This window comes from Gordonibacter massiliensis (ex Traore et al. 2017) (assembly GCF_019731765.1).
In the GTDB taxonomy this organism is placed as follows: domain Bacteria; phylum Actinomycetota; class Coriobacteriia; order Coriobacteriales; family Eggerthellaceae; genus Gordonibacter; species Gordonibacter massiliensis.
The window spans coordinates 158,520-183,277 of the sequence record NZ_JAASIO010000004.1 but is presented as its reverse complement, the minus strand read 5'-3'; the positions used below and the strand labels follow the sequence as shown (position 1 = coordinate 183,277).

14 protein-coding genes are annotated in these 24,758 nt (G+C 55.3%); 4 read left to right on the top strand and 10 right to left on the bottom strand.

Features of this window, described 5'->3' with window-relative positions; genetic code table 11:
- The first annotated feature begins 132 nt into the window (after nucleotides 1-132).
- Both HCH03_RS06780 and HCH03_RS06775 read left to right on the top strand, forming a co-directional pair.
- Nucleotides 133-1,854: a glycosyltransferase family 39 protein gene (locus HCH03_RS06780; protein ID WP_221688878.1), complete on the top strand. Its 1,722-nt coding sequence runs from the start codon at nucleotides 133-135 to the stop codon at nucleotides 1,852-1,854.
- A complete protein-coding gene (locus HCH03_RS06775; RefSeq protein ID WP_221688877.1) occupies nucleotides 1,851-2,837 on the top strand; it encodes a glycosyltransferase family 2 protein in 987 nt (328 codons plus the stop codon). The genes HCH03_RS06780 and HCH03_RS06775 overlap by 4 nt, the downstream gene beginning before the upstream one ends.
- A 141-nt stretch (nucleotides 2,838-2,978) precedes the next feature.
- Here the strand turns inward: HCH03_RS06775 and HCH03_RS06770 are convergent, their stop codons facing one another.
- The 9 genes from HCH03_RS06770 to HCH03_RS06730 form a co-directional block, all read right to left on the bottom strand.
- Nucleotides 2,979-6,395, bottom strand: coding sequence for a CotH kinase family protein (locus HCH03_RS06770; RefSeq protein WP_221688876.1), 3,417 nt, complete (start codon nucleotides 6,393-6,395; stop codon nucleotides 2,979-2,981).
- Nucleotides 6,392-7,522, bottom strand: coding sequence for a dTDP-4-amino-4,6-dideoxygalactose transaminase (rffA, locus tag HCH03_RS06765; protein ID WP_221688875.1), 1,131 nt, complete (start codon nucleotides 7,520-7,522; stop codon nucleotides 6,392-6,394). The genes HCH03_RS06770 and rffA overlap by 4 nt, the downstream gene beginning before the upstream one ends.
- 33 nt (nucleotides 7,523-7,555) lie before the next feature.
- Nucleotides 7,556-8,917 (bottom strand): sodium/glutamate symporter, encoded by a 1,362-nt coding sequence (locus HCH03_RS06760; RefSeq protein ID WP_221688874.1) that lies wholly within the window; start codon nucleotides 8,915-8,917, stop codon nucleotides 7,556-7,558.
- Between the two features lie 9 nt (nucleotides 8,918-8,926).
- Complete coding sequence (locus HCH03_RS06755) at nucleotides 8,927-9,898, bottom strand: ATP-grasp domain-containing protein (RefSeq protein WP_221688873.1); 972 nt, start codon at nucleotides 9,896-9,898, stop codon at nucleotides 8,927-8,929.
- 100 nt (nucleotides 9,899-9,998) lie between these two features.
- Nucleotides 9,999-12,818 (bottom strand): L,D-transpeptidase family protein, encoded by a 2,820-nt coding sequence (locus HCH03_RS06750; protein ID WP_221688872.1) that lies wholly within the window; start codon nucleotides 12,816-12,818, stop codon nucleotides 9,999-10,001.
- Nucleotides 12,819-12,859: 41 nt separating this feature from the next.
- The gene (locus tag HCH03_RS06745; RefSeq protein ID WP_221688871.1) at nucleotides 12,860-15,157 is read right to left on the bottom strand and encodes a L,D-transpeptidase family protein; all 2,298 of its coding nucleotides are present in this window, start codon (nucleotides 15,155-15,157) and stop codon (nucleotides 12,860-12,862) included.
- A gap of 274 nt (nucleotides 15,158-15,431) precedes the next feature.
- Nucleotides 15,432-17,426: an NlpC/P60 family protein gene (locus HCH03_RS06740; protein ID WP_221688870.1), complete on the bottom strand. Its 1,995-nt coding sequence runs from the start codon at nucleotides 17,424-17,426 to the stop codon at nucleotides 15,432-15,434.
- Nucleotides 17,427-17,606: 180 nt separating this feature from the next.
- The gene (locus HCH03_RS06735) at nucleotides 17,607-18,572 is read right to left on the bottom strand and encodes a glycosyltransferase family 2 protein (protein WP_221688869.1); all 966 of its coding nucleotides are present in this window, start codon (nucleotides 18,570-18,572) and stop codon (nucleotides 17,607-17,609) included.
- 32 nt (nucleotides 18,573-18,604) lie between these two features.
- On the bottom strand, nucleotides 18,605-19,678 hold the full coding sequence (locus HCH03_RS06730) for a DegT/DnrJ/EryC1/StrS family aminotransferase (protein WP_281421090.1): 1,074 nt from the start codon (nucleotides 19,676-19,678) through the stop codon (nucleotides 18,605-18,607).
- Nucleotides 19,679-19,877: 199 nt separating this feature from the next.
- On the opposite strand from HCH03_RS06730, the gene HCH03_RS06725 reads away from it, so the two are divergent.
- Nucleotides 19,878-22,337 carry a YfhO family protein gene (locus HCH03_RS06725; RefSeq protein ID WP_221688867.1) on the top strand — a complete coding sequence of 820 codons (2,460 nt, stop codon included), beginning with the start codon at nucleotides 19,878-19,880 and terminating at the stop codon, nucleotides 22,335-22,337.
- 44 nt (nucleotides 22,338-22,381) lie between these two features.
- Nucleotides 22,382-23,527 carry a sugar-transfer associated ATP-grasp domain-containing protein gene (locus tag HCH03_RS06720; protein ID WP_221688866.1) on the top strand — a complete coding sequence of 382 codons (1,146 nt, stop codon included), beginning with the start codon at nucleotides 22,382-22,384 and terminating at the stop codon, nucleotides 23,525-23,527.
- A gap of 41 nt (nucleotides 23,528-23,568) precedes the next feature.
- Here the strand turns inward: HCH03_RS06720 and HCH03_RS06715 are convergent, their stop codons facing one another.
- Nucleotides 23,569-24,753: an ATP-grasp domain-containing protein gene (locus tag HCH03_RS06715; RefSeq protein WP_221688865.1), complete on the bottom strand. Its 1,185-nt coding sequence runs from the start codon at nucleotides 24,751-24,753 to the stop codon at nucleotides 23,569-23,571.
- Nucleotides 24,754-24,758: the final 5 nt, after the last annotated feature.

The following is a 24,758-nucleotide window of genomic DNA, read 5'->3' as shown; positions in this document are numbered from 1 at the left end:
AGCAAAAATATGAGACGTCATCGCCCGTCAGCCAATCATGCAACCTCGTTCTAAAATAAGATCGCATGCCAAATTAGCTCGCATTCTTCTTTCTTGTTCCATGATATAAAGTATTATAAAGAGCACAACCAAATGGACCCTGCTTCGGAGGTATCGTTGAAGCGATTTGCTAGTTCTTCTAATAGAGAAGGCCTTAGCGGCGGCAATTCAGGCATTATTTGTCTCGTCTTCGTATCCGTTCTTATTGCCTATTCGGCGTTCATTTACTGCTCCGAAAAAGCAGGTCTTTCGCTTGATGAAATTTACTCATATGGGCTGTCGAATAGCTACTATGAACCTTTTTTGAAATCCGTCGCTGACGGCGATCTAATCGGCAAAGTAATGACAAAAGAGCAGATGAACTCCTATATCATGGTCGATAGATCCGGTTGGGATTCTTTTGCATACGACTCCGTTTATTACAACCAAACTCAAGATGTCCACCCTCCCCTGTTTTATTTTGCATTGCATACGGTCTCTTCTTTTTTTCCTGGTATTTACAGCAAATGGATGGGACTTGCCGTAAATCTCATTTTTTTCGCTGCAACATTGTTTCTCGTTTACGCATTGTCTAACTTCCTTTTTGGCAATAGACTGCTCTCTGCGGTCGCAGTAGCGCTATACGGATTAAGCCCCATTGGTCTTTCGACTGTTCTGCTCATCCGTATGTATATGCTCTTGACTTTTCTTACAGTCGCTTTAGCGCTTCTTGTCGCAAAAATGCTTGTCGCCCCAAAACGTTGGCATTACCCTCTTCTCAGCTTTCTGATTCTTACTGGATTGATGACGCAGTATTTCTTCGTGTTCTACACCTTCATCTTGTCTGCTTTTTATGTTCTGTATTGTCTTTGGAAGAAACGCTGGAAGGACGTTCTAACGTTTTCGATTTTTGCTTTTGGGGGCGTAGGCCTTTTTGTTTTAGCTTGGCCCGCCTGCTTTACCCATTTGTTTGGCTCCGACATAGTTTCAGGGAGCACCGTCGCCTCAAACGCAACCGATCCTATGTCCATGTTATACAGAGTCAAATCTTTGTTGAAAGAAATGATCGCGCAAGCGCCTGCTGTCATGGCAGTGGGTATGCTCGCTTTCGTCTCGGTCCTTGTCGGTGCCTTAACACAAAAGGCTAAAACAAAAGAAAGGCTTCCAGGGCTTAACGTTGCTGTTTTGGTCTTGCTCCCCGCATTGATAGCTTGCATCGCCATAGCAATTACGTCACCCTATGACTCGCCTCGTTACATTTATCACTTGGTTCCACTTCTTTCCACAACCGCCGTAGTCTTTCTGTTTGCAGCCTTAGAAGCCTTTGAGAGAAAAGCGAGCGAAAAAACATCTTCTCCCGCACCCACGACTCCACCTATGTCAAAGAAAATAACCCATTCGGACTCTTTCCAAAATTCTATATGCCTACTAGTAATTTTAACGTCTTTTGCCAGCACATTATCCATCGCGCCATCATGGCTTAATCTCGAATGTGCTCGGTCAAAAGAAGCGATTTCTCCCTTCAAGGATTCCCCATGCATCTATGTGACAGACAATGTGAATCCACCTGCCACGCTCAACTTGTTCGAGCTTGCCCATTTTGATGATGTCCTTTTTATAGACGAAGCCACAGCTGCCAGCACCACGATAGATTACCTGAAAAGACATGGGCAAAAGGACGACGTGATCGTATTCATTGCGTCGTATCCTGACGCGAAAGATGAGAATGCGGTGCTCGATGAGATGCATGTTGTTTCCGGAAAAAAGGACCATGAAGAATTGTATCGAGGAGATATCTCCGCCGCATATCGTTTATATGGAGGTACGACCGCATGAGTGTTTCAGAGGTTTCGCTTTCGATCGTTGTCCCTTGTCGCAACGAGGCCGACAACATTCCTCTTTTTCTAAACGCTTTAGAAGAAGAGTCAGAAAGCAAATTCAAAGCGCATAATGTTTCCCTTGACGTTCTCCTCGTTGATGACGGATCGACGGATTCCACCTTGCAGGTTATGCAGGAGCAGGCATCTTCGAACAGAAGCGTTCTCGTGAACTACATCTCCCTGTCTCGCAACTTTGGGAAAGAAGCGGCGATGTATGCCGGATTGGCATCTGCCAAAGGGGATTATGTCGCCGTAATGGATGCAGATATGCAGGATCCCCCATCGCTTCTTTTTCGCATGTATGAAACGGTTTCATCTGGAAGCTGCGACAATGTGGCAACCCGAAGATACAGCAGAAAAGGCGAGCCTCCTATCCGATCTTTTTTTTCGAAGTTGTTCTATCGCGTGATCAACGCTATTTCCCAAACTGAAATAGTCGATGGGGCACGAGACTACAGGCTGATGAACCGGAAAATGGTTGATGCCATATTGGAATTGTCTGAGCGCAACAGGTTCTCAAAGGGAATATTTAGCTGGGTAGGTTTTAAGACAGAGTGGATATCGTACGAAAACATCGAACGCACTGAAGGAAACTCGAGCTGGAGTTTCTGGTCCCTAATACTGTACGCCGTCGATGGAATAGCAGCCTTCTCTACAGTGCCCTTAAGCATGGCATCTGTTCTAGGTCTGCTATTCTGCATGATTGCTCTACTGACGATTGTATTCGTAGTGGTTAGAGCTGCTTTGTTCGGCGATCCGGTTGCCGGATGGCCCTCGCTCATCTGTGTCGTTTTGCTTGTGGGAGGTATCCAGCTTCTATGCCTGGGCGTTATCGGGCAGTATTTGGCAAAAACATATATCGAAGTCAAACGCAGACCGTTGTTTGTCGTCGCCGAATCAAGCTTACAGGACCGAACTAATGAGAAGAGAAATTTTTGATACGGTTCGGGAGTAGCTCGCATTCGGAGTGCGTGGAGCAACCAAAAGCTGCTTGGACGAGCAGCTTTTCCCCGTGAGACATGGCCCACGGGGAGTAAGTCAGCAATTACCACCAAGGAAAACGATACCCGGATGAATCACTCACGCCGCCCAACCACTTGTTGCAAACCAATGGACACGAGCGGCAATCCAGTTTTTCAGATAAACAATATTTTGCTCATAGGTCGGATACGGATCTAAGCAATTCCCGAAAGATGCGTACTCCCATAACATATGATTCATCGCCTGTGATGCCGCGAGCATATCTACGAGCGAATCAATCGATTGAAGAGCTCCCGATTCCCCCAAAAGACCTCCTTGAACAAGAGGCAAAAGCGTAGAAGAGAGAATTTGCTTCGCAGAATACTCGATATCATAGCTAGTCAGATACCATATGGATGATCCAACGGAATACCATAAACCCTCTGGGTCTTGTGCAGTAGGCGCATCGTTGCGTATGCCGAATGCAGAATCAAAATCCCATGCCGGGCCTGCGTAAAACACGTGTTTATAGCCTTTTGCCAAATCCACTATAGATGGAAGATAGAAATAGGTCGAAGAAGCCGACCAGTCGATATTTTTCGAAAATTCATTGAGCAGATACATTTTCGCAAAAGAGTCAACATCGATATAATCCTCTACTGCAAGCCCCGTTTGAGCATTCGTGCCTGAAGCGTTGCAAGAATTGATTGCCTCCTGCATAAGCTCGCTAATGTAAAGCATCTGGATAAGAGAAAGATTCTCGGGGCCCTTCACAACAAAATAGCCCGCCGAGGTGCCGAACCAGCAACGCTCGGAGGAATAGTAGGCACCGTCAAGCTCAAGAAGATACCCTCCAGTGATATCCGCAGGCTCCTTCACACCCTGAACATACTGGAAGGGATTGCCATATTTGTTCTGCCCCCGAGCAAGCGGAAGCTCGCCAAGATCAACACCGGGATTAGCGTCCTCGATATCATCCTCGAGCTTAGTTATATCCACTCGGCCTCCATTGATCTCAACCTTCTCACATAGAAGATAATTGCCCCGATACTCGCCATCGTAGTAGAGATCAACAAACCTACATTCTGGAGTCTCCTTCAAACCAAGTGCTTGCGCAAGTTCGAGAGCAACCATATTGCGCAGAAGCGTAACGTCATTCGCATTCGCGAGGAGGACCCATGTTTTCGCCTTATTTGATTTTTCCCCAGTCTCCATCAAATCTGTTTTTTTATCTAACTTGATTTGATAGGGTTTTTTATCACCGACACGCCACGTTGTATTACCACGGCCCTTGATCTGCGTTAGTTCGCCGTTGTACACTACGCTGCCATCGGGTTTCACAAAAAGCATACTGCCAGTTGCTTTCGCTGTGTGATCAGGGCTGCCGTCGACATAGAAACGACCTTGGTTAACGGGATCAGAGCTTACCAAATACATTGCCCCCAGATCAGCAGATATCATAATGGCCAAAGTTCGCACTTTCGAACCCTCAGCCGACTTGAAAAAAAGGGTTCGAATGCTGTCGTGGACGCCAAGGCCAATCAGGTCGAGCGGCGACCCGCTTTCGTACATTTCAAAGGCATACGCGCCATCAAGCGAAAGCAGCAAGCTATTCCCACCTGCAAAAGGAGCGAACATCAACGGCACGCTCGAGAGACTCGCATGCGCTGGCAGGAAAAGGTAGGGGGTATCGCCGACAAACGTACTTACGATATCAGCGCCTCCCCCATGAGCGTCCGCTATGGTTTTAAAGGAGAGGACAAGCATTCCGTCGTTATCGGCGCGGTACGTATCGGCCCCCACCGTCAGCGATCCACGAAGAACGTATCCGACTTCAGGCATGCCGTAATAGCCCTCAACGCCCACGGTAAACAAGCCGCTTTTGCATGCACGAGTGACGTCGTCAATCCAATACCGCTGCCAAATGCCGTTATCATACGATGCGCTCACAAGCCAGCCCGGTTTTTCAAGACCGCCGTCGTTATTGGCAAGATATACTGCACCGTTTACGCAGGTATACTTTCCGCGCACCACATAGCCATCAGAACGCGCATAAGCCCAATACCCGGCACCCTCGGAAGGATCCACCAGGCGGTCCTTCGCCATGGACCCCTTCGAGTCGAACCAATAGCGCTGGAGGCCCTGGCCAAAGGCGTCGGTCACCACCCAACGGCCGGCGGCGAGCTTCCCGTCGTTGTCCGCGACGAGCCAATCGTCCCGAACGCCTCGTCCAACGCCGCGCAGCACGTAGCCTTGGCCTCCCAGACCGAAGTAGTTGTCGCCGTCTACGGTGAAGTAGCTAGAGAGGGCAGCGTGCACGGCTTCACTTATGAAGTAACGCTGAAGAACGCCACCATCGTACAGGCCCGTCACAAGCCACCCATCAAGGGAGGCCAAACGCCCGTCGTTGTCGGCTAGGTACACGAATCCGGCGCCCGCGTCCATCTTGCCGCGCAGCACCATGCCATCCGACTTGGCATAGGCCCAATATCCGGCACCCTCGGCAGGATCCACCAGGCGGTCCTTCGCCATGGACCCCTTCGAGTCGAACCAATAGCGCTGGAGGCCCTGGCCAAAGGCGTCGGTCACCACCCAACGGCTGGCGGCGAGCTTCCCGTCGTTGTCCGCGACGAGCCAATCGTCCCGAACGCCTCGTCCAACGCCGCGCAGCACGTAACCTTGGCCTCCCAGACCGAAGTAGTTGTCGCCGTCTACGGTGAAGTAGCCGGAAAGGGCGCCGTGCGCGATTTCATCGAGGTAATATCGCTGCAACTCAATATCGTAGACGTCCGTGACAACCCACCCGGAGCCAGAAGCCAAGCGACCATCGTTATCGGCGAGGTACACGTACCCCGCCCCGCCATCGAGCTTACCGCGCAGAACACGCCCGTCGGACATGGCGTAAGCCCAATAACCGGCTCCTTCGTCTGGGCTGATAAATCGGCCGATGGCGATGTTCCCGTCAGCGTCAATCCAGTAGCGCTGCAAGCCCGCGCCGTCACCAACATCGCGAACCTCCCAATGACCGATACTTGGGTTCGGTACAGGAGATGGCTCATCGGACACGCTTCCTTTGCTTTCATCATCGCCGAGCGAAGCCTCATCGCCAAACAAGGGCTCCTTCGAAGCATCGGGATTCTCCATATCGGAAGCATCGGTCACTTCATCGCCGTTGGGATGATCGACCTCATTGTCGTTTGACGAGGCAGGCCCCTCTTCCCCGGAGGGGCCATCATCCAATCCGGCGTTCGGCTCCACAGTTTCCAGGATGTCGGAGGATTCATCTTGCTCGCCTGAAGCAAGTTGACCCGAAGAATCGGCGGTGCCCTCAGGAGCGTTTTCGATTGCCGAAGATCCTTCCTCGACAGCAACTACAACCTCGCTCTGATCAGTAACCGCAACCTCAGCGCGCGCCTCCGTCGGTATCAAGGTCAAAGCTGCGAAACAAAGCGAGGCAATCGCCGCAGCTAAACTCAGCGACATTCGCCTAGGTATCGCTTCAACCCTCTCATGGCAATTCACGTTATCGCAGTTCATGCAAAAAATCTCCTCACTGCGGAAACGACCGCCCCCCTGTCCTTTTGAGCCATATTATAGTACAACGGCAAGCGCACCAGCCGATTACTCTCGTTGGTGGTATAGCGATCCTCCCCGTGAAAGCGTCCGAATGCCCGCCCTGCTGGCGAACTGTGCAACGGCACATAATGAAACACTGCCATGATGCCGCGCTCTTTCAAAAAAGAGATGAGCGCCGTACGCTCGGCAAGATCGGCGCATTTGAGATAGAACATGTGCGCGTTGTGCGCACAGTCGCTCGGTACTATCGGTAGGTCAATGCGACCAGCTTCGGCAAGAGGACTTAACGCGTCGTAATAGAATCGCCATGTTTCAAGACGATCGTCGTTGATACGAATCGCTTGCTCCAGCTGCGCCCACAGGTATGCGGCGTTCAAATCGCTCTGAAGATACGAGCTGCCACGATCGACCCATGTGTACTTGTCGACCTGACCTCGGAAGAACCGCTGGCGGTTTGTACCCTTCTCGCGAATGATTTCAGCCCTGTCGATGAAAGAGGGATCGTTTATCACGATGGCGCCTCCCTCGCCCATTGAATAGTTCTTCGTCTCGTGAAACGAATAGCATCCGAACGCCCCGATGGTCCCCAAGGCACGCCCTTTGTAGGTGCTCATGACACCCTGCGCAGCATCCTCCACCACCATGAGGCTATGTTGGCGTGCGATGGCGATAATGGTGTCCATTTCGCAAGAGACCCCTGCGTAATGGACGGGAACAATAACCCGCGTTCGCTCGGTGATCGCGTCTTCGACAACTCGCTCGTCGATATTCATGGTATCCGGACGAATGTCCACGAAAACCAACGTGGCGCCAGTAGCCTGGAATGCCGTTGCAGTAGACGAGAAGGTGAAACTAGGAAGAATAACTTCATCTCCAGGTTTCAGGTCGCATAGCACCGCCGCCATTTCAAGTGCCGCCGTACCGCTGGTGGTAAGCAGCACCTTCTCGGCGTTGAAGCGCTCTTCCATCCATGCGTGGCACTTGCGCGAGAACGGACCGTCGCCGCAGATCTTGCGGTTAACCTCTGCCGCCTCACGCACGAAGTCCATCTCGGTACCCACGTAGGGTGGTATGTTGAAATCAATCATGCCTTGCTCCCAAGAATGCTGACGGCATGTCGGCTATTCTTTGACGGTTTCAAGGCCTCCGGCCTTGTTGAACTTACGTACGCCGAACATCTTCCAACTCAGCAGCAAGAACACGACAGCCGCCAGTGTGATGCATATCGCATAGGGAATGCCATATCCAGCCAGCACGAACGTAGGAGAAAAGGCAACAAGAAGCGCGTCAACGATAGAGAAGAAAAGCCAAACCAAACCGAAATCGGCCAGAACCCCTGATTTGAAATTAGGATCGGAAACGCGAAGCAAAAGAACGCCTGTGGCCAACACGCCTGTGCTCTGACCGAATATGAAAAGACCGCGCTCGAACCAGAAGTTGCGGAGAAAGCGAGAGCACACCAAGAATTGCCAGAGGAACGCACCTGCAAAACCCAGTGCCGCAAGAAAGATAATGGGAGCCGCATACTTCATAACGATGCTCACGCTGATAGAAGCGACGCCGAAAGCGACCAAGTAGTCGGTAGCACAGCTGCAGATATGCGTAATGGTCTTGCGATCCACATACTCGTCGAGCTTAACCAAGCGGAGAGCCCACTGCAAAACGATACCGCAGAGTATTGCCAGACCGTACGTGGGAAAGGCAACCTGAGGAATGACAATCTTTAGAAAAGCATTCAGCAAATACCCGGCGCCTGTCGAGATAAGGACAAGCACCACATGCCACGTAAGCGAATCCATCGAGATCGAATTGACCGTGTCGGAGCCGATAGAGCCCCGCTTGTCTTCCGGATTGAGACCGCTGAGCATCTCCTCCGGCAGATCGGCGGCACCTTTCACTACTCGCGTGTAACCACGACGTGCCCCGATGTTCAGCAAAACCACGCCGAATACGATGCCCCCCAAAAGGCCGATGGTCGCGAACGTCTGCCCCACGGTCACGCCATCGTCCCAGCCAGCTTCCGACAACACGCTGCCGACAGCCGCCGCAGTACCATGCCCTCCGGCAAAGCCACAGGGCAGCATAAGACCGAACGCATCGTTAATTCCAGGGAACACCAGCGGAAGCAATGTGCAGCCCAGTAAAATGAAGATGCCGAATTGAGCGATCTCGGCCGCGCCGTTCACAAAGAACGAGTCTCCCACCCTCTTGACCATGCCGCCGACAGAGGTTTTTCGTTTCGTGCCCAAATACATCGATCCGAATACCACCACGATCAGCACGCCGGCATAATCCGAAATAGCCGTCGAAAACGGCACGATGTTCAAGAACTGCTTGCCTAGAAACAGCCCGAGGAATCCCGCAATAAGCGCTGAAGGGATATACAACCTCTGGAGAAAACCGACTTTGGCTCGAATGACCTTCGCCACCAGCAAAAGGGCCGACATGATGCAAAAATCGAATAGAAAATCCGTGAGCTGCATGAAAGACCCCTAGCCCTCGACCTTGGTCAGAAACTCTTCGTACTTCCTCGAAATGACCATCTCCCGACGGTAATGAAAATCTTCAACCTCCCCGCCCGCAAAACAAGCGAAATGGTTGGTGATAAGGTCGTATCCCGCCATGCAGGTGAACTCGGCTCCTGCTGAGAATCGCGGGTTGCACTCGACAAAATGGTACTCCCCCGCATCGTCCAATATCCACTCGAAATTCACGCTGCCTACGATACCGAGCGCATTCGCGAGCTCTCTGCTCCGCTCTTCCAGCTCCTCGTCGCGATACATGCGAACCGCCAAGGCGCAGAAGTTCAAAGTCTCTAGAAGCTCCTCGCGCACGACCACCACCACTTTGCCCGACTCGGGCTGGCGTACCAGCTCGGACATCACGATAGGACCCGGTATGTTCGGCTGCACGATGTATCGTTCGGGATCCGGAATGTTGGCAAGCGCCGCCCACTCCAAATCGTCATGGACCCGGCGCAAGCCGATGCTGCTGCGCCCGTCATACGGCTTGACAATAACAGGGTATTCCCAAGGTGAGGTCTCGCACTCAACAAGAAGCACGGTGGGTATCGTTTTGATGCCAACACAGTTCTCATCGATAAACTCCTTCAAAAGCTTCTTGTTGCGGCACGTCTCAAGCGTTTCCTTGGGAGACATGCAGAAGCATATACCCCTGCTCTCGTAGCGTCGACGATTGGCGTTAAGCACGTCGACCTCCACATCCGTAAGAGGCATGACATAGGCAACATTCTCCCTTTCGCACACCTCTTCAACGAAGTCAAGATACGCCGCCGCCTCCGAAGCGAGCGGGGCGCGATAGAAAATATCAACGTTGAAAGCATCCGGCACCCATTCTTTGGGATAGATGTCGCAGCCGACAACCTTATGCCCCAAGCGCTTCAGGCTCTTGATGATGATGTCGGCCGCGACCGAGCCAAGCGACGTAACAAGAACGGTTGCCATATGCCCTCCATTATCAGTTTCCATAAACATAGTTGCAGGCTGTCCGACCACCTACGAACAGCCTGCTCGCTTCTCCATTAATCGCTGGCCCACAGTTGCATTAAAAGCTGTACACCCTGGTACCGGGTAAACAGTTGTAGTAAATCCACTTCGCATTTTCAATCTCTAGGCGAATACAACCGTGGGATACTTTCTTTCCAAGCTGGCTTTCGGCCGAGCCCATGCTGGGGATAGTAGAATGAAAACCAAGATCAAGAACGAAACCAGCAAAGAAGTAAATATCGTCCTTGGGATAGTATTCGACGCGATAACCGCCCTTGTAGTAGTCTTTTCCGCTATTCCAGTCCGACCAGTTGTAGCAAGCGCCATCGCCGGCAATCTCATATAAGCCGCGTACCGTGCCTTGACCGTTATTGTATTGGGGAAGCCCCGTACCAGCCAGCCAATCGTAAAGGGGAACCCAGTTGCCAGCTGAGCCTTCGAAGACAATAACATGGCAGTTGTCGGCATCTATTGTTACCATATACTTCGTGCGGCTGCTGATGTTCATGGAACGGCCCCACGCTTTCCGGCCAACATCGGACAGAAACGTATAGGTCATCTTGCCGTCGCCGTCAGCGGACCACATGGCACCCGTAGGGGCGAGGTACAGCCCACGAACCACATAACCTTGATCCTCACGACCATAGTATTGGGTGCCGTCAAGTATGAAATACCCGAGGTGAGCGCCTTTGAGGCCATCTCCAGGAGAACCGTCGATGCGGTAGCGCTGCAATTCGCCATCATATATGTCGGTTACAATCCAATCCTCGGTCCAAGCCATGACCGCGGCGTTGTCGGCGATTAGCATGCCCGCACCATAAAGCATCTTGCCTCGAAGCAGATAGCCCTGACCGGGTATCCCGTAATAATGCTTATTCTCTACCTCGTCGTAGAAATGACCGACTTTCGCATAAAGGTGACCGTCTTTCGCTTTTACGAGGAAATAGCGCTGATAATCGCCGTCGTAATCGCGAGTCACTTGCATGCCCTCGCCGCGGTTCGACTCAATGAGAACGCCTTCGTTAGTTGCAGGAAGAACTCCGTAATTAGTGGTCTTCTTTCCACGCAAAACATAACCTTGCGAGGCATCGCCGTAGAACCAGCATACTTTCCCGCTCTGGGAAAGGGCCTGGAAAAAGCCGACTTTCGCAAACGAAAAGCCTATGGTGGATTGCTCGATCCAGTAGCGCTGCAACACGCCGCCGTCGTAGCTCCCCGTAACGATCCAACCGGAACCCACAACGAACTGACCGTCGTTGTTAGCGAGATAGACCATGTTGCTTGCAACTCGCTTGCCACGCAAAATAACGCCATTCGCCTGTGCGTAGGCCCACCAGCCGGCACCCTCGTCTATCGAGACGAGGCGGCCCTTGGCCATGGCGCCGTCCGCGCCGAACCAGTAGCGCTGCAGGCCGTGGCCGAAGGCGTCGGTCACCACCCAGCGGCTGGAGGCCAGCCTGCCGTCGTTGTCGGCCACCAGCCAGTCGTCCCGCACGCCGCGGCCCACCCCGCGCAGCACGTAGCCCTGGCCGCCCACGCCGAAGTAGTTGCCGCCGCCGTCGCTGAAGTAGCCGCTTCTGGCCGCGTGGGCCGCGCCGTCCAGGAAGTAGCGCTGCAGGACGCCGCCGTCGTAGGCGCCGGTGACGATCCAGCCCGAGCCCTCGGCGAGGCGCCCGTCGTTGCCGGCCAGGTAGACGCGGCCCGCGCCGTCGTCGTACTTGCCGCGCACCACGAGGCCCTCGGGGCGGGCGTAGGCCCAATACCCGGCGCCCTCGGAGGGGTCCACCAGGCGCCCCTTGGCCATGGCCCCGTCCGCGTCGAACCAGTAGCGCTGGAAGCCCTGGCCGAAGGCGTCGGTGGCGACCCATCCCGAGACCGCGAGCCTGCCGTCGTTGTCGGCGAAGCGCGCCTCGCCGTCGCCCGCGTCCACCGCGCCGCGGGCGACGTAGCCCTCCGGCGTCGTGTAGTGCGCGTACCCGTCCTCGGAGCGGCCCGGCACGGCCGCGTGCGCGTCGGGGTCTATCCAGTAGCGCTGGAGGCCCTGGCCGTAGGCGTCCGACACGATCCAGCCGACCCTCTCCAGCCTGCCGTCGTTGTCGGCCAGGTAGACGTAGCACGTCGCCGGATCCGTCCACCGGCCGCGCACCACGTAGCCGTCCGGGCGGGCGTAGGCCCACCAGCCGCCGCCCGCGTCGATGAGCCGACCGACGACGAGAGCACCGGTGGAGCTGAACCAATAACGCTGAAGACCCTGTCCGCGCCCGCTGTCGACGAGCCAACCCGTGCGGTAAACCGCGCTACCGTCCTCCCTCACGGAGTCCACGTACACGATTTCGCCAGCGGCGTTGGTGCCCCAGCCGAGAACGGGAGCGTTGGAGATGCCGTTAGCCGTTTCGAGGTTGTCGGCACCGGAGAGCTTTCCCTCTTCTTCGCCTGCGCCGAGGACGTCGCTCGGCCCCAATTCGGGCGCGAGCACTCCGCCCGGAACCGGCGATGGACCCCCGCTCTCCGTATCGTCGGGGTTCTCCGTATCGTCGGTGCCATCTGCTTCGTCCGTGCCGTCCGCGTCGTCCGTATCGGGCTTTGCACCGTCAGCATTCCCGGCCTCAGGCTCTTGGGACATCTCGGAAGGCTTGCCATCGACATCAACGGAACCCCCAGCAAGACCGTTTTCGACGGAATCCAACGAACCGGGAACCGACCCAATATCCCCCAATACCTCATCTTCCTCCATGAAAGGTTCGGACGCAGTGCGAGGCAAAGCCGATTGTGACTCCTCCGCCAACGCGATATCAGGGGCCACTGCAAGCGCGGCGGCAAAAGCAAGCGATGCGAATAGCCCCGCAACGATTGCGTGGTTACAGGCTCTCAGTTCCATGCTCTTCTCCTATTTGCTGCAAACGATCCAACCAGGAAAGACTATATGCGCGGATTGAACAGGCACATATTAGTTCCATTTGGAATGTTATCATAAATCCACTTTGCGTTATCCCAAATCAAACCAATGCATCCGGCATTGTCCCAACCCGTCCACGTATAACCAGTTGAATGGAAGGACGCGCAGTCCTCATAACCCTTGCCCGGCACGTAGCGCAGATGCCCTTGGCTGTCGGAGCTGTACGACTCGATAAAGCAGGTTGACCAGTCGTTGTACCCTTTGCCGAAGTACGAATCATCCCAGTTGCATATACTACGGTGCACAATCTCGTGATCGCCGATCCAACGGTACGCGTTTCTTCCGCCGTTGCAGTTCCAAGTCTTCGCCACGTTCCACGAAGAGCCGCTGCGTTGCAAAACGACCACGCGGCAGAGCTTGTCGTCCACCGCAATAAACCAATTGGTAGAGCTCCCGTACTGCGATGCCAGAGCCTTTGTCTTGTCAAGATAGCCGTAGTCGTTGGCCCACGAAACGGTCGCAAGGGTTGGATCCCTCGTTTGAGAAGAATAACGAAGCCAGGTCAGGACGCCGTCGTTGTCGGTTGAATAGACAGAGCCTTCAACGACCACCTCGCTATTGCGTGCGACATATCCCGCGTTATCGAGACCGTAGAACTGCTTCTCCTCTGCGCCTGAGTGCAATCGAGCGGAAAAAAGACCCGTCTTCGCGTACAGATGGCCGCCCACGTCCTGGAGGTAGTAGCGTTGAGGTCCTCCGTCGTAGACGTCGGTCACGCACCACCCCTGCCCATGTTGGTTCTCGATAAGGACGCCGTCGTTGTCCGCGACGAGCACACCGGAAGGATGAACGGTTTTACCACGGACGACGTATGCATTCTCCGGGGCAGCATAGAACCATTTCACCTTTCCGTCGATATCAGATTCTGCCTGGAAAAAATCGGTCTTGGCGTATAGGCGGCCACCCACATCCTGGAGGTAGTAGCGTTGAGGTCCTCCGTCGTAGGCGTCGGTGACGCACCATCCTTCACTCCGCCCGTTCTCGATAAGGGCGCCGTCGTTGTCCGCGACGAGCACACCATTGTCGGTATTCATCTTCCCACGCAAAACGTATCCGCCGGAAGTGGTGTAAGACGCATAGTCGCTATCCGCAAAACCCACGATAGCCGCATGCTCGACTGTATCAATATAATAGCGCTGGAGACCTTGGCCGTAGGCATCGGTCACGAGCCAACCGGTATTCTCCAGTCTGCCATCGTTGTTGGCAAGATAGACTTTGCCATCAACCGCTAATCTGCCGCGCACCACAGCACCGGACGTACTGGCGTATGCCCACCAGCCACCACCCGCATCGATAAGCCGACCCACCGCTATCTGCCCACCCTCTTGCCAATAGCGTTCCAATGCGCCGCCAGTAAAGGCCCCCGTCACAAGCCAACCGTCAGAAATTCTGCCGTCATTGTCGGCAAAACGCTTCACTTCGCCCTCAGAAGAAGTTCCTCGAAGAATAGAACCCTGATCGGTCGCATAAGCCCAGTAGCCCGAACCTTCAGAGGGATCCACCAAGCGGCCCTTCGCCATGGCGCCAGCGCTGTCAAACCAGTATCGCTGGAGACCTTGTCCGAAAACGTCGGCTACTACCCACTTCGAGACGGCGAGAACGCCATCGTTGTCAGCTAATAGTTGATCGCCGCGCACGCCCCAGCCCGCACCCCTCAACACATAGCCTTGACCACCCAAGCCGAAATAGCTCTCGCCGTCAACACTGAAGTAACCGCTGCAAGCGGCATGGTCATTCGAGTCGATATAGTAACGCTGAAGGATTCCACCGTCGTAATTCCCCGTGACGATCCAGCCCGCACCGTCCGCAAGCCTGCCGTCGTTGTTGGCCAGATACACGCGCCCTCGACCGTTGTCGTACTTGCCGCGAACCACGGCTCCAGAGGGTGTGGCGTAAGCCCACCCGTCTTTTCCTGCGTTGATGAGCTCTCCTTTGGACAACGTGCCATCCTGGTCAAACCAATACCGCTGCAACCCCTCGCCCTGGCCCCTGTTCGTCACAAGCCATCCAACATGGTAACTCCCATCCGGATCAACGTAGACGACTTCTCCGCCGGCGACATCGTGCCACCCGGGGCTGAGGCGAACATCTTCGTAGACAGAAGCCGCGTTCGCATCGCTTTCGGCAGCAAATGCTTTGGGCGCGCCACTGAAAAGACCGGTTAGAACGACGATCAATATCGCCGCAGACGCAGCAAAGAACCCCAGCGCCATGAACAGATATGCTGCAACGAACGAACCCCTCTTGGTATGAATGCTCATGAACTTCCTCACATCCCGGCAATTCAAACAGATACTATCATTATACGTGTGCATTACGGAATAGAGGCGCTTTTGAAAGAATATACGGGAGATAGCCATATCACAGCGCCAGACGCGCCAGAAAACACGCCCGCAAGTCTTTCCGCAGCGGCGTGCCAACCTACAACCCATCGTCAATCATTGGGTAAAGGAAGAAAGAGGATGTCCGCCCTTGGTCTAGGAAGCCAAGGGCGGACATCGGTCAAATTGCTGTCGAAACCAACACTGCGACAGCTTAGCAAATATACCGCAATATGCCATTCCAAGGATAATCGTAATATGCACAAGACCAAATCTCACGACCGGTTTGATCGCCAGGCTTTCCGCCAGTTATTCCACCCTGCTCGTTTCCGGAAGCCTGAACCAGCATGCCATCACCGAGATAAATTGCTGTATGGTCTCGCTCGTTGAGCAAGATATCACCACGTTTGAGGCCCGAGCCCATGTTCAGCCAAGTCCACCCATACGTAGTCAGAGCGCCGCGCATGTTGCCAGTATACGTTGCCCATCCCGTTTCGTATCCTGCTGCGTCGAGCGAAGAGATCACAAGGCTCGAACAATCGTAATCCCCCCGCTCGCCCCATCGATACACCTGGTCATAACCATGGCTATCGTCGTTGGCAATGCCCACGATCCAGCTGATACAGGCTTCGATTCGGCTGAAGCGGTTGTCCACGTTCAGGCACACGCCGTCATTGTCGGACTCATACCAATGCCCGTTCGAATAATCGTAATCGTTGCGGAGCACATGCCCCACCTTGGCAAGACCGATGTATGTTGACCCGTCAATGGAAAACAAGCCGACATGAGCACCTAAATAGCCATCGCAGCAATGGTCGACGCGGTAGCGCTCCAAGACCCCCTCGTACTCATCGGATACAAGCCATCCCTCCCGATTCGGCATTACCCCATCGTTGTTTGCCATCAAGACGCCGATTTGACTGTATTGCATTAATCCGCGCAGAACGTACCCCATCGCAGCAAGTCCGTAGTAGTCGTTTCCGTCCTGAGAAAAGAAGCCGATCCTTGTCGCATGAGTATCATCATCAATGTAGTAGCGCTGGAACGAACCGTCGTAGGAATTCGTGACCAGCCAACCGGTGTCCTCCAAGCGGCCGTCGTTGTTCGCCAGGTATACCCTCCCATCGGGCGCCACGTAACGACCGCGAACGACATGACCGAACTCGGTCGCGAAAGCCCACCAGCCAGCCTCGGCCTCTGAGACCAACCGATTGAATACGGGCGAATAGCTGTCGAACCAGTAGCGCTGCATGCCGCGTCCAAAACCTTCGGTCACCAACCAGCCGCTTGCAACGAGAACGCCATCGTTGTCGGCATAACGCAGGCCGGCGTCGGTCATGGCGGCACCGCGAAGCACGTAGCCGACGCCCTCGAGTCCACAGTAGGCGTCTTTGCCGACGGTGAAGGAACCGGTCAATGCCGCATGGGCGTCCCTGTCGATATAGTAGCGCTGGAGCACGCCGTTGTCGTAGTCACCGGTCACCAGCCAGCCCTCATCCTCCAGACGGCCGTCGTTGTTCGCCAGGTACACCTTTCCGTCGGGCGCCACGTAGCGACCGCGAACCACGTAGCCGAACTTGGTCGCGTAAGCCCACCAACCCGCATCGGCCTCTGAGATCAAGCGATCGAAGACGAGTGCGTGATCGGTTCCCAGAAAATAACGCTGCAGGCCGTAATCTTTGTACGTGTCGGTCACGAGCCAACCGGTGCGCCGCTCGCCACCCTCGTAGTAGTAGGTGAGACCGTCCTCTTCGCGCCAGCCGTCGATTACAGGTTTCGTCGGGGCGGGCTCGGCCCCAAGGAGCTTGCTCTCGTCAAGCGCACTCGTAGGCTCGATGGCCGGAAGCGTGTTTTTCACGTCCTCGGCTGGAGGCTCGACAACGTCCAGGTCGCCGTTCTCGACGGTGGCCTCTTCGAAGGGCACCGTTTCCTCCGAGTCGCTTTCATCTCCTGCGGAGGACTTGCTATCGTCGTTGCTCGCATCGTCTTCGACGACGGCCTCGCCGTTCGCTTCCTCCAGGAGCGCGTCTCCGTCGGCAGCGAGCTCCACGCCCGACGACAAAGCACCTGCCGACAGCGAAATTGCTTTATCATCCCTATCCGAAGCGAAAGCTGAATCCGGCACGAAGCAGAGAGCGCACGCCACCATAGCAGCAGCCGCCACAAAGCCGAACGCCGCCTTTCTCGCACTCTCCCCTATAGTTTGCATACCCTCAAACACCCTTTCGCGAAACGTCACTTTTTCCCATGCATGATAAGACCGCTTGCTTGATTGCGTGAATACGGCAAGCCGAAAGAGCATTAAAAGGTCACGCGGGCTTCTATCTACGCAGGACGGTAATTTAGTCGAACCGACATCGAATGGCACCTTGAGAAAATTCGTTGAGCGCTACAGGTCAACCGGCTTCCCCATCAACATCCGAGTACCCAGCACCGCATACCACTGCACCGGGGATGCCAGATAGGACAGCCGATTCCGCTCGCCCATGAGCTCGCGCAGGCATGCGCCAAGCTTGAGGGAGCTGCGCCCGTCGCACGCCCATTTCAAGTAGGTCCGATAGTACGTCTTCTTGGCTGCTTTAACGGCCTCTTCGTCCCCGCGAAGCTGGGCGTATGCGACGAGCGTCTCGCCGAACCGCACCTCATTGAGCGCATAGGCGTCATCCAATGCGACCGTTGAGCTGTAGCTGCTTCCGCCGCTTGTTACATGGCGGTAGGCGGACCAGTTCTCTTGGATGCAGCGCACCTTGCCCGCGACGAGGAACAAAAAAGCGTTCCTGCGATCCCCGGGATAGAACTCGTATGTCCTCATACCCATGAACTCTTCGCGCATGGATACGTACTGCTCTCTACGGCACACGAGCGTGCCGCTTTGGCCGGGCAGACAGCTGTAGAAGTAGTCTTTGAACGTATACTCGTCGTGTGAACATTGAGGGTATTCTTCGCCGTTCGGCTTCGAGTCCGCCCCCACCACGGTGCAGCGCGTGTACACGGCGGAGTATTCGGGGTTCCCTTCCAAAAATTCAACCTGAGCCTGCAGCTTCCCCTCGTAAGTCCAGAAATCATCGCCCTCAAGATCCACCAGATACTTTCCTGTAGCGCGGGCGTAAAGATCCTCGCCGTTTTTCACCGCGCCCAGGTTCTGTTCGCGCAGGATAAGCGTGAATGTGTTGGGGAGCTCGGGTTCGAGTGCCCGAAGAACGTCGGCCGTACCGTCTGGCGAGCAGTCGTCTGCCACAAGCACCTCGATGGGAAAGTCGACCGTTTGGGCCGCGATGCCGCGCAGGCACTCCTCGATATAGCGCGCATGGTTGTACACCGATACGACAATGGACACAAGAGGTTTTTCTTCCAATGCCTCCCCTTTCACATCCTTGCTGGGCGCAGCTATCGCCGCGCGTCCGCGATGATGTCGCAAACGAGATCGACGTCTTCGAGTGCCAGATCCGCATACATCGGAAGCGTGAGAACGCATTGGGCCACATGCTGCGCCACAGGCGTCGCCGAAGAGTCGAAGCGTCCCTCATAGCATTGGTAATCGCTGATGAGGGGGTAGAAGTACTTGCGAGGATGAATATCGGCCGCCATGAGCGCCGCATACACCTCATCGCGCGAGGCTCCGAAAGCATCTTCGAACACCACCGGCAAATAGGCATAGTTTGGTTTGATCCCCGGCTGCGGCTTGCACAAAGCAATGCCCGGCAACTCCCCCAAACGCTCCCAGTAGCGCTCCGCAACAACTTTGCGCTTGGATATCTCCTCGTCAAGATGCCGCAAGTTGCAGATGCCCATGGCGGCGCAGAATTCGTTCATCTTGGCGTTGCCGCCCACGTATTCCACGCTTTCGGTGCCCGTGATACCGAAGTTCTTCCACTGGTTGAGCAACTCCCGCAACGCAGGATCGCGGAAGCACACGGCACCGCCTTCGATGGTGTTGAATACTTTCGTGGCATGGAAGGAAAACATCGACGCGTCCCCGTACGAGGCAGCCGAAACGTCGCCGCGCCGCACGCCGAACGCATGCGCCGCGTCGTAGATAACCTTGAGCCCGTGCTCGTCTGCGATCTGCTGGATGGAGTCCACATCGCACAGATTTCCATACACATGCACGGGCATGATGGCGCACGTGTCGTCGTCGACAAGCTCCTCGATCCGCTCCGGGTCAAGCGTGTAGTCGTCGGGTTTGATGTCGGCGAATACCGGAGTAAGCCCTTTGCGCACGATGGCATGCGTGGTCGACGCGAAGCTGTAAGGCGTGGTGATGACCTTGCCGCGCAAACCCATGGCTTCCAGCACGCATTCGAGCGCATTGTGCCCGTTCACGAACAGGGCGATATCATCCACCTGCAGGAACGACTTCAAAGCCTCCTCGAGTTGAAGATGTTCAACACCCATGTTGGTGAGAAAGCGGCTCTCCCAAAGCGCTCGGATCTCCTCAACGTATTCGTCAAAGGGGGGCATGGATGAACGCGTGACCCAGATGGGCGTTCTGGACATATCTGAGCTCCTGTCTCGTCTTCGAAAGCACCCGAAAAGCTGCCTGATTGCAAACCTGTATTTTATCCCTTTTGTGAACCGCAGGCGACTCTCATCACTATTTGTCTAAGATAGTGGCACATGAGCTGAACGTTCTTTCGATCACGTATTCCTGGGAGTCCTTTTGAACTGGTCCGATTATCACCATCTCCTCGTCTGCGCTCTCGGTGCGCTTGCGCTGCTCGCGCTTGCGAGCAAGATGATGCCGGCTCTCACGGAAAAACGCACCAACCCGTCGCGCGGAGAGCTTTTGGTCCTTGTTCTCGCCCTAGCAGTGGGAATATTGGCGATATACGGAAGATTCTTCACGCAAGGAGCTTATTTCGCCTATCTAGACACGGGGCTCGACACCATAGACCAATACGTCCCCTTCTATCTCGATCTCTTGAACAGCATTCGCGACGGCTCTTTCGGTGCATGGAACTTCGATTACGGGCTTGGCACCTCCGCCCTGAGCTATCAATCTTGGCTGCTCGATCCGTTCAACCTGATGCTGGTGCCGCTTGGGTTGTTGTTTGGCAACGCGAAGCTCGGCCTCGCGCTCGTGATCGTGCAAGCCTTGAAGGTCGTCCTTTCCGGCATTCTTTTCAATCGGCTGGCCACGCGTTTCTGCGAAACACCGCTCGCACGCATTCTCGGCTCCGTCGTCTACGCATTCGGCGGTTACCTAATGCTTTGGGGACAGCACTACTGGCTCGGAAGCGTGAGCGTGGCCTTCGTCGCACTCATTTTGGTTCTGGAGCTTTTGGCAGAGCGCCGCACTGCGCCCCGCTTCGTCAGCGTCGTTCTGGTCACGGCGATTTGCGTGGGATGGAGCCCTTACTGCGGCTTCATGATGCTGGTGTCAGCGGCTCTCTACATGTTGCTCCGCTTGATTCATCAGGCCGACGGGCCCCATCCTGCACGACAAGTGGCAGCTGGAACGGGCAGGTTGCTTGCACCCGTGCTTTGCGGCGTTCTTCTTGCGGGAATTGCGCTTGTTCCCTACGTCCTGTATCTTTTCTCGGAAACAGGGCGCGTCTCGTCGACAAGCCAGCCGTCCCTACTCGCGCGAACGGCGACCTACCTCGTCGACTTCGTGCCTACGAATTGGCTTCCCGGCATCGCCAGCCGTTTGCTCGGAAACAGCCTCATCACAAGCGGAGGAGATCTTCCCCTCGATCTCATTCCCGCAACAGAATCGTTTCCCTATGTGAACTGCTACGAATTCATCTCGCTCGGCCTCGGGACCTGCTCGATCGTTCTACTTGGGCAGTTCTTCCACTGGGCGGCTACCGAAACGTCCCGCCGCGATAAGATACTCATAACCATCGCCGCGGTCATCGTCGTCGCGTATTGCGTGAACAGCTTCCTCCCCGCCCTGCTCAACGCTTTTGTCGCACCGAAATACCGCAGCTCCTTCGTGCTTGCAGTCCCCCTCTGCCTCGCCTTCTCGGTCGGCTGGGAGAAACGCGTTCAGGTATGCCGGGTAGCCCGCCTCCCCCTGCTGGTATCCGGCGTCCTCACCGTCACCATCGTTGCATGGTCGCTCGTGCACACCGTCGACGGCCGTATCATCTGCCTCTTCTGCCTGCTCTGCTCGTGCGCTTTCGTTGTCCTTCTTTTTGTACGATGGCCGAAGAGAGCGCGCACGTTCTTGACGCTCGTCGCCATGGTGCTTGTACTCGCACCCGTCATCGCCGACGGCTTCTTCGTAACCAACAACCGTCAGACTTGCACGGAGAGCGACTTTCCCGACGCTTCTCCAAATTCGATCTCGTCCGACACCGAAGTGGCCCTCGCCTATCTTGAGCAGATCGACGGATCGTTGTACCGCGTAGAGAAAACCTATACGGATTGGTGCGCTTTCAACGACTCGCTGGTTGAGGGGTACAACGGAATCAACTCGTACAACTCCACAACCGACGGAGAGGTCATCGACTTCTACCGCGCTTTCTGGCCAAGCGCTCTCATGGGAGGAGGCGCCTACCAGAGCTATGCGAACGACGAGGACGGTTTCTCGCTCGTCAGCCGTCTCGGAGCAAAATACCTGCTGTCGAAAACCCCGATCGAGAACGACTCCCTCAAGCTTCTGACCACCTGCGGCGAAGTGCACGTATACCGCAACGATTCAGCAGCTCCCCTTTTGTCGGGAGCCACGCGCGTTGCAGCCGAAAGCGAGGCGATGAGCCTCGACTCTGTTGAAGATCGACGGGCTCTGCTCAGTCAAGCAATCATTCTGCCCGACGAAATCGCCGCAGACGCGGGTAAGAATCTGGTGCCGAATGCACAGGTGACCTCTGAGCTTGCGTTGTCCGGGAGCTCGGAGGTGCGCGGTAGCGTGACCGCCGACGTCGACACGATCGCATGCCTTTCCATCCCCCATACTGCCGGGTGGGAGATAACGATCGACGGCCGAGATGCCCAGACGTTTCGAGCGAACCTCGGTTTCATCGGTTTCCAGCTTGACGCGGGATCACATGTGATCGAGGCTCGCTATTCCGTATCCGGGGTCAAACCGGGCCTAGCGATGAGCGTCGTAGGCGCACTTGCCACGGTGCTCATCTGTTTGCACTTCGGAAAACGCACCCGTAAGGTATACTGATAATTCGTTGAAATCACGCCACGTGAAATAGCCCGGGAGCAACCATGAACAAACAGGCAGTAAACTTAGAGGACCTCCTAGCGGACGGTTTTACCGAGCGATTCGCTCGCGAGTATCTTATGTTGCTTGAACGAGAGCGCTCAAGCAATCTGTTCGACCCCGACTACCTGGCATGGGCGCACGAGCACGGTTTTCTCGCCGAGTCTGCCTGCGCGTATGGCCTTGATGACGACAATCTCGAGAGCTATCTTTCGGATTACGATTATTGGAAGCTCTGGCCGTTGAACGATTGGCAGCGCATCTGGATCAACGACAAGCTCACGCTTCACGCGCTCATGCAGGACTCCGATCTTGCCTCGTACCTCCCCGCCTATTTCTACTACAGCAAACCGCATGGCGTGCTGCCCCTTGCCGATAGCTTGTATGCACCAGGGATCGAGGGATTGATCGAGACGCTTCGCCGGGAAGGAACGTTCGCCTGCAAACCCTGCAACGGCACCGAAGCGACGGGTTTTCACAAACTGGCGTATCGCGAAGGCTTTTCCATTGACGGTGAGCGAACCGAGGAAGCGGGTATCAGAGCGTTTGTCGAGCAGCATCCGAATTACGTGTTCACCGAGTTCATCAAGCCGGAAGCGAGCCTTGCCGCCATCAATCCGCTCATCCACACACTCCGCATACTCGTGCTCAATCCGACGGGCGCGGATCCCGTTCCGGTCTTAGCGTACTTGCGTTTCGCGATCGAAGACGGCGAAAGCGGCAATGGATCGAATTACCGCATCCCATCGGAAGCGGACATCTCCGACTTCAACGTTCGCGTAAACCTCGAAACCGGGGCATACGATAAGGGGAAGCTGGTCTTCATCAACCGCGTGGTCGACTCGCCCCGTCACCCCACGAGCGGGGTTCTCGTCGAAGGAACCATCCCTCATTGGGATAAATTGCTCGAGATGATCCGCCGCATATCTTTGAAAGTGGGAGCTTGCGAATACTTGGGATTCGACGCCTGTCTAACCGACAAAGGCCCCAAAATCATGGAGATAAACTCGCACTCTGGCATCAAGTACCTGCAGCTGTACTCGCCTATCATGGAAGACAAGACGGCAGCATCCTATTACCGGGCGAAGCTGGCGGAAATCGACGCTCTCGACGAAGCCGGCAAGCGACGCAGGAATGGCGTTATTCGCTAGAGCGATCTCGCTTTCTCAGCACACGCGTCTGCAGGATCGCCTTATTCGATCGTGACACAACCTGCAACCTCGGAGAGAACGGCGTCGAATGCATCGACATCGTTCGTTGCCATGATGACCTGCCCATAGCGATCGGTGCCGTCGTGCATCGGTCGTACGACGTCACCAATTTGCACGTCCAATTCGATTTGAGCTGCATGTGCCTCCCGCAGATGCTGAAGTCTTGCACCGTCGACGGCCTTAACAATCCCTCCTCGTTCGTCGAATAACAACTTGGCCATGCTCGGACGCACTTCAGAAAAAGAGAACGTTACGTTCTCGCCGAGTGAGTTCAGAACGATCTGCCTGTAAAAATCGATTCCGATGCTCATAGATATAAGTTCGGGTATGCACGTGGCTCCGCAACGACCGCCCACCTCAATAACCGAGATGCTGCCGTCTGAGGAAAGACGCAAATCCCCATCTATGGCGCTGTTGTCAACACCTGTCGCGGCGACGATCTTGCGAACCTCGCTCTCAACTGCAGTTTGAAACTCCGCGTCGCCACTGAAGGGAAACGCATGTCCGACAGACACGGCAATGCCCTGCACCTCGCAAACAAATTTATCGTGCGTGAGGCAGAACTGCAGATCGCCATTCGAAATGAAGGCCTCGAACCCTACGTCGACGCCTTCAACGTACTTCTCGACGACAACGCGATCGGCACGCGTCACACGTTCAGCCTCACGGTACGCAGCAGCGACTTCATGCGCCGATGACGTCTTCGTAATGCCCCTGCTCCCCGATACGTCGCACGCCTTGATCATGACTGGATATCCAAGCCTTTCCGCAGCATCGCGCGCCTGACGCCCGGAATAAACAACCTCGAATGCTGACGTGGATATCCCTCCATCGACAAAAGCGCGCTTCATGACGGATTTATCCGTGACACGAGCGGCTGCCGAAGCGGAAATACCCCTCAGCCCCAAAGCATCGCAGACTGCGCCAAGGGCGGGAACGGCAACGTCGGTGCCTGTCGTAGTGATCCCGTCGACGCCCTCCATGCGTGCGGCAGCGAGAATGCCTTCGGTATCGGTCGTATCGATCTCATAGACCGCATCGGCGATGGCGAAACCTGGATAGTCACCCGCTCGACTCACCACAATCGCCCGATGTCCCAAACTCTGCACCGAACGGATCAGGGGCACTTGATATACGCCGGCACCGAGCACCATCACTTTTGCCATCGAAT